At 61.9% G+C, this 5,990-nt stretch carries 6 protein-coding genes, 1 tRNA gene and 1 pseudogene; 6 read left to right on the top strand and 2 right to left on the bottom strand.

Features of this window, described 5'->3' with window-relative positions; translation table 11 throughout:
- Positions 1 to 273: 273 nt before the first annotated feature.
- Genes AUQ37_RS07010 through AUQ37_RS07000 form a run of 3 tightly spaced genes read left to right on the top strand, consistent with a single transcriptional unit; the run spans position 274 to position 2,464 of the window.
- Positions 274 to 804, top strand: a complete 531-nt coding sequence (locus AUQ37_RS07010; protein ID WP_058747985.1) for a hypothetical protein — start codon at positions 274 to 276, stop codon at positions 802 to 804.
- 52 nt (positions 805 to 856) lie between these two features.
- Positions 857 to 1,765, top strand: coding sequence for a hypothetical protein (locus tag AUQ37_RS07005; protein ID WP_058747984.1), 909 nt, complete (start codon positions 857 to 859; stop codon positions 1,763 to 1,765).
- A gap of 3 nt (positions 1,766 to 1,768) precedes the next feature.
- Positions 1,769 to 2,464 carry a hypothetical protein gene (locus AUQ37_RS07000; protein WP_058747983.1) on the top strand — a complete coding sequence of 232 codons (696 nt, stop codon included), beginning with the start codon at positions 1,769 to 1,771 and terminating at the stop codon, positions 2,462 to 2,464.
- A gap of 79 nt (positions 2,465 to 2,543) precedes the next feature.
- Here AUQ37_RS07000 and AUQ37_RS12560 read toward each other — a convergent pair whose 3' ends face one another.
- Both AUQ37_RS12560 and AUQ37_RS13075 read right to left on the bottom strand, forming a co-directional pair.
- Complete coding sequence (locus AUQ37_RS12560; RefSeq protein ID WP_255354901.1) at positions 2,544 to 3,485, bottom strand: aldehyde dehydrogenase family protein; 942 nt, start codon at positions 3,483 to 3,485, stop codon at positions 2,544 to 2,546.
- A gap of 68 nt (positions 3,486 to 3,553) precedes the next feature.
- Positions 3,554 to 3,877, bottom strand: a pseudogene (locus AUQ37_RS13075) (aldehyde dehydrogenase family protein); the annotation flags it as partial.
- A 135-nt stretch (positions 3,878 to 4,012) separates the two neighbouring features.
- On the opposite strand from AUQ37_RS13075, the gene AUQ37_RS06990 reads away from it, so the two are divergent.
- The 3 genes from AUQ37_RS06990 to AUQ37_RS06980 all read left to right on the top strand — a co-directional run bounded on the left by AUQ37_RS06990 (position 4,013) and on the right by AUQ37_RS06980 (position 5,791).
- Positions 4,013 to 4,088: transfer RNA gene (locus AUQ37_RS06990), tRNA-Val, on the top strand.
- Between the two features lie 189 nt (positions 4,089 to 4,277).
- Entirely contained in the window at positions 4,278 to 5,093 is an 816-nt protein-coding gene (locus AUQ37_RS06985) for a hypothetical protein (protein WP_058747982.1), read from the top strand.
- 35 nt (positions 5,094 to 5,128) lie between these two features.
- Complete coding sequence (locus AUQ37_RS06980) at positions 5,129 to 5,791, top strand: DsbA family protein (protein ID WP_058747981.1); 663 nt, start codon at positions 5,129 to 5,131, stop codon at positions 5,789 to 5,791.
- Positions 5,792 to 5,990: the final 199 nt, after the last annotated feature.

The raw sequence follows: 5,990 nt of genomic DNA, 5'->3' as shown, positions 1-5,990 counted from the left end.
GAGGCCTGCCGAGGCGCCAATCTTTATCTCAGGTCGGCGATATTCCTCTCGGCCTGCGGTTTTTGTTGCAACTATGAATCAGCAGGTCGCTTTTTGAATGGGGCGGTCTTTATTAATATCAGGCACGCAGATTCCCGCACATGCAGGGCATCCCTTCCGACGAGGACATAGCGGGATCCGTCCGCCGCGTGCTGGCATCTGTTCAGAGAGCAGAGAGCCAGCATGCCCTCGGGGAACTGGTGAGGAAGGACCTTTCCAAAAACGGGGGAGGAGGTGCGCCTCACCGATGCCAGGGTGCGCCGCGTCGCCGCGGCGTCCGGGGCCGCCAGGATCGAGATCGAGTACCGCGGGTCGCAGAACAGGGAGCTTCCCGACATTTGCCCCGTGTGCGGGAACGCGATGTCCCCCGTCACCAACTCCACCCTGGACGGAGGGACGGCGGAGTTCAAGCGCGTCTGCACCGTCTGCCCGTTCTCGGTCGGCATGCACCCGCACTCGCCCGGCAGGTACGTGTTCGCACGCGCGCCGGAGCATGAGGTCTCCGATGACGCGCGCAGGGTCCGCCTGCTGAAGGCGGCCGCCTCGCACCTCAGGAAGGCGAAGAAGCTGATCGGCGAAGCGCTCGAAGGCACGGATTTCCCGGACAGGAAGGCGTTCGCCTCCGATGCCATCGATGAGATCGTATCGTCGAAGGAGGGGGCCGGGAGCATCCCGAACCTCATCGCGGATGTTCGGGGGGACGGCGCCGGCCTCCCGCTGTGGGCCGAGCCCCTGAGCACCCCGAAGTACCCTCCCCACAAATGAATTATAACGGCTGGACGATAGTTCGCGCGTTTGAGAGAGGAGTCTGACATCCTTGAAGAGTTGGGAGTTCACTAAGATCGAGGGCAACAGGATCAAGATCGACCGCTGGGTCTCGGACATCATGGGCCTGGTGGACGGAGGGTACATCTACAGCACCCTTTTCCAGTACCCCGAGGCCGGACCGAAGAAGTACGAGCTCCTCCTGTCCATGTACCCTCAGGAGAACCTCCGCAACCTGGCCCACATCACCATCTACACCGATGATGTGCCCGGAGCGACCGTCCAGGCGGCCAGGTTCCTCACCGACAGGAAGATACGCGTCCTGAACTCGGTATCCCTGAACGGGATCTCCGACACCACCATCGTCTGGGACATTCTGGCCGAGCTCAACTTCGCGGGAGAGGGCGACCTCCTCACCGAGGGGTACCAGAAGCTCAGAGAGGCAGGCGACGCGTCGGTGGACAAGATCAAGTTCATCAGCGTGAAACCGACCAGCATCGGGAGGATCTTCAGGGAGCGCAGCAGCACCGGAGGGCTCAAGACCGAGCTCAGGAAGGGCGCCCCCGTCACCTATGAGGCCGGGTTCTTCGACCTGGGCAAGGAGTACGGCGACATCCTGGGGGACCTCAGCGGCCGCAACGTCATGATCACCGTCGACCCGGGCATGTGGATCGTCTCCGTCGTCATCTTCAAGGACGACACCGACCTCGTCAAGATAGACATGGACGTCCCGGACTGCATGGGCTCCATCGATACCGCCCTCAAGATGCTGGCCGATGCCGGCGTCAACCTCATCTCGGTCTTCACCAAGGTGGTCATATCGTACCAGACCATGGACATCGAGGTCGTCGCGGACATAAAAGGGAGCAGCATGAAGGCCGACGAGCTGGAGAAGAAGCTCCCGGAATACCTGTCCGAGCTCAACGGCGTCTACGAGCTGAAGAAGATCGAGCGCCTCTGAAAGATGCCCGTCGGAAGATTCATCAGGACGACCCTCGCCGATTGGCAGGGGAAGGACTGCTGCCGCCTGGAGTTCAGGGGCTACGATGTCAGGTGCCCCTTCCTCGGGGGATCGGAGCTCTATGAAGCGGACGGCCCGTCCGTGGACACGTCCGAGATCATGGACTACATCGATTCCAGGAAAAGCAATCTGGAAGGCATCGTCCTCGGCGGGGGCGAACCGCTCGCCGACCCCGGCCTGTACAGGTTCCTGAAGGACCTCAGGAAGACCAAGGTCCCCATCCTCCTGGAGACATGGGGGATGAGGCCCGGGGAGCTCGATGATCTGGCGGGGGCGATGATGTTCGACGAGGCCAGGCTCTTCATGCCCGCCGCGCCTACGTCCCCCAAGCTCTCGGACGCGACCTCCGGGACCGCCGATCCGTCCAAGCTGCAGCGTTCCGCCGAGGTCCTGGAGAGGCTCGACGTCCCGCACGGGATATGGACCTGGGCGGTCCCCGGGATATCGGGCCCGGAGGGGATCGCGGCCATCGCCAGGATCGCCGGACAGGGCACATCGCTGACCGTGTCGCAGTTCGAGCCGTCGAAGGCGGCCTCCCCGAAGTTCAGGGAGGCGCGCCCCTATACGCGCGCAGAGGCTTCGGCGCTGGTCGCCGAGGCCAAGAAATATGCCCGGCACGTGAAGCTGTCCGGATTCTGACACTGTAAAAAGAGATTTTACTGCCTATGCCTGGAAACTGAGGCATAGGCAGTTCGCTGCCGGTACGGCTGCCCCTATTTCACACCAGGAAGTTCTCGGCGCATGCCTTGGAGGCGGGCTTCAGCGAACGGCTGCTCTGGTTGACGAACACCGTCTGCCCCGGGCCTGCGGCCTTCTTGACCTTGGAGATCGTCTTGTCATCTGCGGAGATGACCCCGATCGAGAGCCCCGAATCCATCTCCGACAGCATGCCGACGGCATCGTCGATGCCGGAGGCCGGGATGATGCAGAGGGCGGGAATGGCCTGGTCCTCGTAGATTGCGTCGGACGAGGGATCTATGCCGGTGAAGATCATGGGTGTCCAGTACCTCCCGTTCTCGAGGTACTCTCCGGACACCTTCTTTCCTCCGAACAGGAGGTTCGCCTCGTTCTCGGCCTTGAAGTCCAGGTACCTCTTCTCCTGCTCGGGGGACAGCAGCGGGCCCATCTTGGTCCTCTTCTCGGCAGGGTCCCCGACGCAGTAGTCCTTGGCGATCTCCACCAGGGCGCGGACGAACTCGCTCTCCTCCTCGGCCAGGACGATGACCTTCGATGTCGAGTAGAGGCGCTGGCCTGCGTACGCGAACGCAGAATCGGCGACATCCTGCGCCGCCTTCCTGATGTTGGACGGGTGGGCGACGACTATGGTGTTGGTCCCCTTGACCTCGTTGATGAACTTTATCGACTCGTCGGCAGGCGCGAACATGAGCTCGTCTACGGCGCGGCCGCATCCCGAGGCGACGATCCCGTCGATCCCGTCTTCGGATATCAGGCGGGCGATGTGCGCATCGCTCTTGTCCGTGACGATGTTGAGCACCCCGGCGGGCAGTCCGGCCTGCTCGAAGAACCTGTACACTGTGTAGACGGGGAGGGGGCAGGACCCGCTGGGCGCGATGACCGCAGTGTTCCCTGCAGCGATGGCCGCCGCGGCGTAGCGACGGCAGAGGCCAGCGGAGAGCTCGCGAGGGCAACGACCGCCCATACGCCTACGGGCTTCCCTTTGACGGAACCTGCGTCGGCGGCCGCCTTGTCCAGGACCTCGATGAGCCTGTCCGCCTCCTGCATGGCGTCCTCCCTGACCATCCCGGTGCTGAACATGACCTCGGCCGCCAGGCGGTACCTCGCGGTCCTGGCGAAAGAGGCCGCCTTGCCGATGACGGCGGCCCTCTCGGCCGGAGACGTCCCAGACCAGGATGAAAAAGCCTCGCGGGCCTTCGCGACGGCCAGAGCATCGGTGCCCTCCTCAGGCTCCTGGATGGTCCCGAAGATCACCGTGCTGTCGATGGGGCTGCACAGGGGCCTGTCCGTGCCGGAGGCTATCTTCAGCCCTCCGATGATCTGCGGGAAATCATGCTTCTCACGTCCGAGCACCATGTCGATGGCCGCTTCGAAGGTCTTGTCGTCATAATCTGCAGGCATAACATCCACGTATCCCCTGATATGAAGATAATCCTTTCACCGCCCAGCCTGCCTTATTCTTAAATACAGAGACCATATTGGCGACTCAACGGACTCATGGTCTAGGGGTTATGACGTCGCCTTCACACGGCGGAGGTCGCCGGTTCAAATCCGGCTGGGTCCACCATCGTTCTATTCGGCCGGTGCCTGCCGACCGCGTTATCCGCTCCGTTTCAATTGAATCCGTGCGGTTTCCGTGCATGCGCCTTTCTGATTATTGACAGTTCATCACATCACGGAATCAGTTGGATTATAGAGCCAACTATTATATGGATGACATGCAATCCATATTGGACTATAGTTCCAACGTGAGAAAATGAGCCTGAAATGCACCCGCTGCGGATACACATGGTCTCCCCGTCACGGGACGCCGATGAGATGCCCCTCATGCAAATCCACCAGATGGAACAAGCCTGAGATCAGGGACAAGTGCCTCCGCTGCGGAGCGGAATGGGTGCAGAGAAGCGACGACCCTCCCAAATACTGCCCCGCCTGCCATTCATCGATGTGGAACAAGGAGAGGAAGGTGTTCACCTGTTCCAAATGCGGGCGCACGAGGATCCTTCGCTCCAACAGCCGCGGGGGCCTGTGCCCGATATGCGACAGGTATGCGCAGATGCACCCGAGGCCGATCTTCGGCCGCGGCGGCCCCGTCCCCGACGGGAGCGCGAGGATAGGCATCGGCAGGTCCGTCCGCATCTGGAGCAGCGGAGACGGGCTGATCATCAACTACATCGATAACGGCAGGAACTATGCTTACGCCTACCGCGACGGGAAGCTCATAGGCACAGTGAAGCTGGACATCTGGTGCAGGAAGGAGATGGTCGACCTGGGCAGGCTGGTGTCCGGACGGCCGGAGCCCCGCGATGAGCATGCGCTCTCCCTGTTGGCGGAATCGCTGGAGGCCCGGAGCAGGAGCGATGCGGCGGCCCCCGCGCCCGAGGGAGCGGACAGCCTCCGGGAAAGGGTCCTCGCCCTGAGCGGCGAGGGCATGGAACCGCTGCCGATCGCGCTCAAGCTGGGCATCACGTTCTCGGAGGTCATGGACCTGCTGAACAGCCCTCCTGAAAGGCCCGAGGACAGGGGAGCGCCGGGGAACAGGTCAGGGCCTGCGTACAACGCCAGGGTCTGAAAGATTATTATCGGCCGGGACCGATTCCCGGAACGATGCTTATCGAATATTGGTCGGACTACACGTGCCCGTTCTGCTGCATTGCCGAGGCACGCCTGAAGAAAGCGCTGTCCCAGATGAACCTCGGAGACCGCGTGAAGCTCGTCTTCAAGGCGTTCGAGCTCTACCAGGAGGCCCCGCAGTGGGCCGAGAGGAACATCGTCGAGGCCATGCAGCACACCTACGGTATATCCGAGGCGGATGCCCGGGCCAAGGTGGACAGGATCGAGAGCATGGCCCGCGGGGAGGGGCTGGAGTTCAACTACGGGACCGCCCACACCTGCAACACCTTCGACGCCCTCAGAGTGGCGAAATACGCCCAGACCCAGTCTGAAGAGATGCTGGAGAGGTACTCGCATCTGATGTTCGAAGACTTCTTCGCCAAGAACCTGAGGATCTCCGACCATGAGGTGATCCTGGACGCGGCCGAGAAGGCCGGAATGAAGAAGTCTGATGTCAAGGGGATCCTGGACGGGGACAGGTTCGCCAAAGAGGTCCGCCGCGACGAGCAGGAGGGATACATGCTGGGGGTCCGCGCCGTGCCGTTCTTCGCGGTCGCCAGGAAGTACAGCATCCCCCGGTTGCATCGAGACCGAGCAGTTCAAGCAGGTGATCGCCCGGGCCATTGCCGAGGAAGAGGCGGAATCCCTGGATCCTGACAAAATGAAGGGAATGTCCTGCGGGCCAGACGGGTGCCGTTGAGGCATTCCGGAAATAAGTAGAAAAAATATGGTTCTATAACATTTCGTGTGGAATCGGGCAGAGGAGCAGGCTCATAATCGATCATGCGCATACGCACCTGTGTGCGCCAAAAGGAGCTGTAAGGCACCTTCGCCGAAGGGCGAAGGATGCGCCCCG

Source organism: Candidatus Methanomethylophilus sp. 1R26 (genome assembly GCF_001481295.1).
Classification (GTDB): domain Archaea; phylum Thermoplasmatota; class Thermoplasmata; order Methanomassiliicoccales; family Methanomethylophilaceae; genus Methanomethylophilus.
Note: the sequence above shows the minus strand (reverse complement) of the source record. Positions and strands in the feature narration are given on the sequence as shown.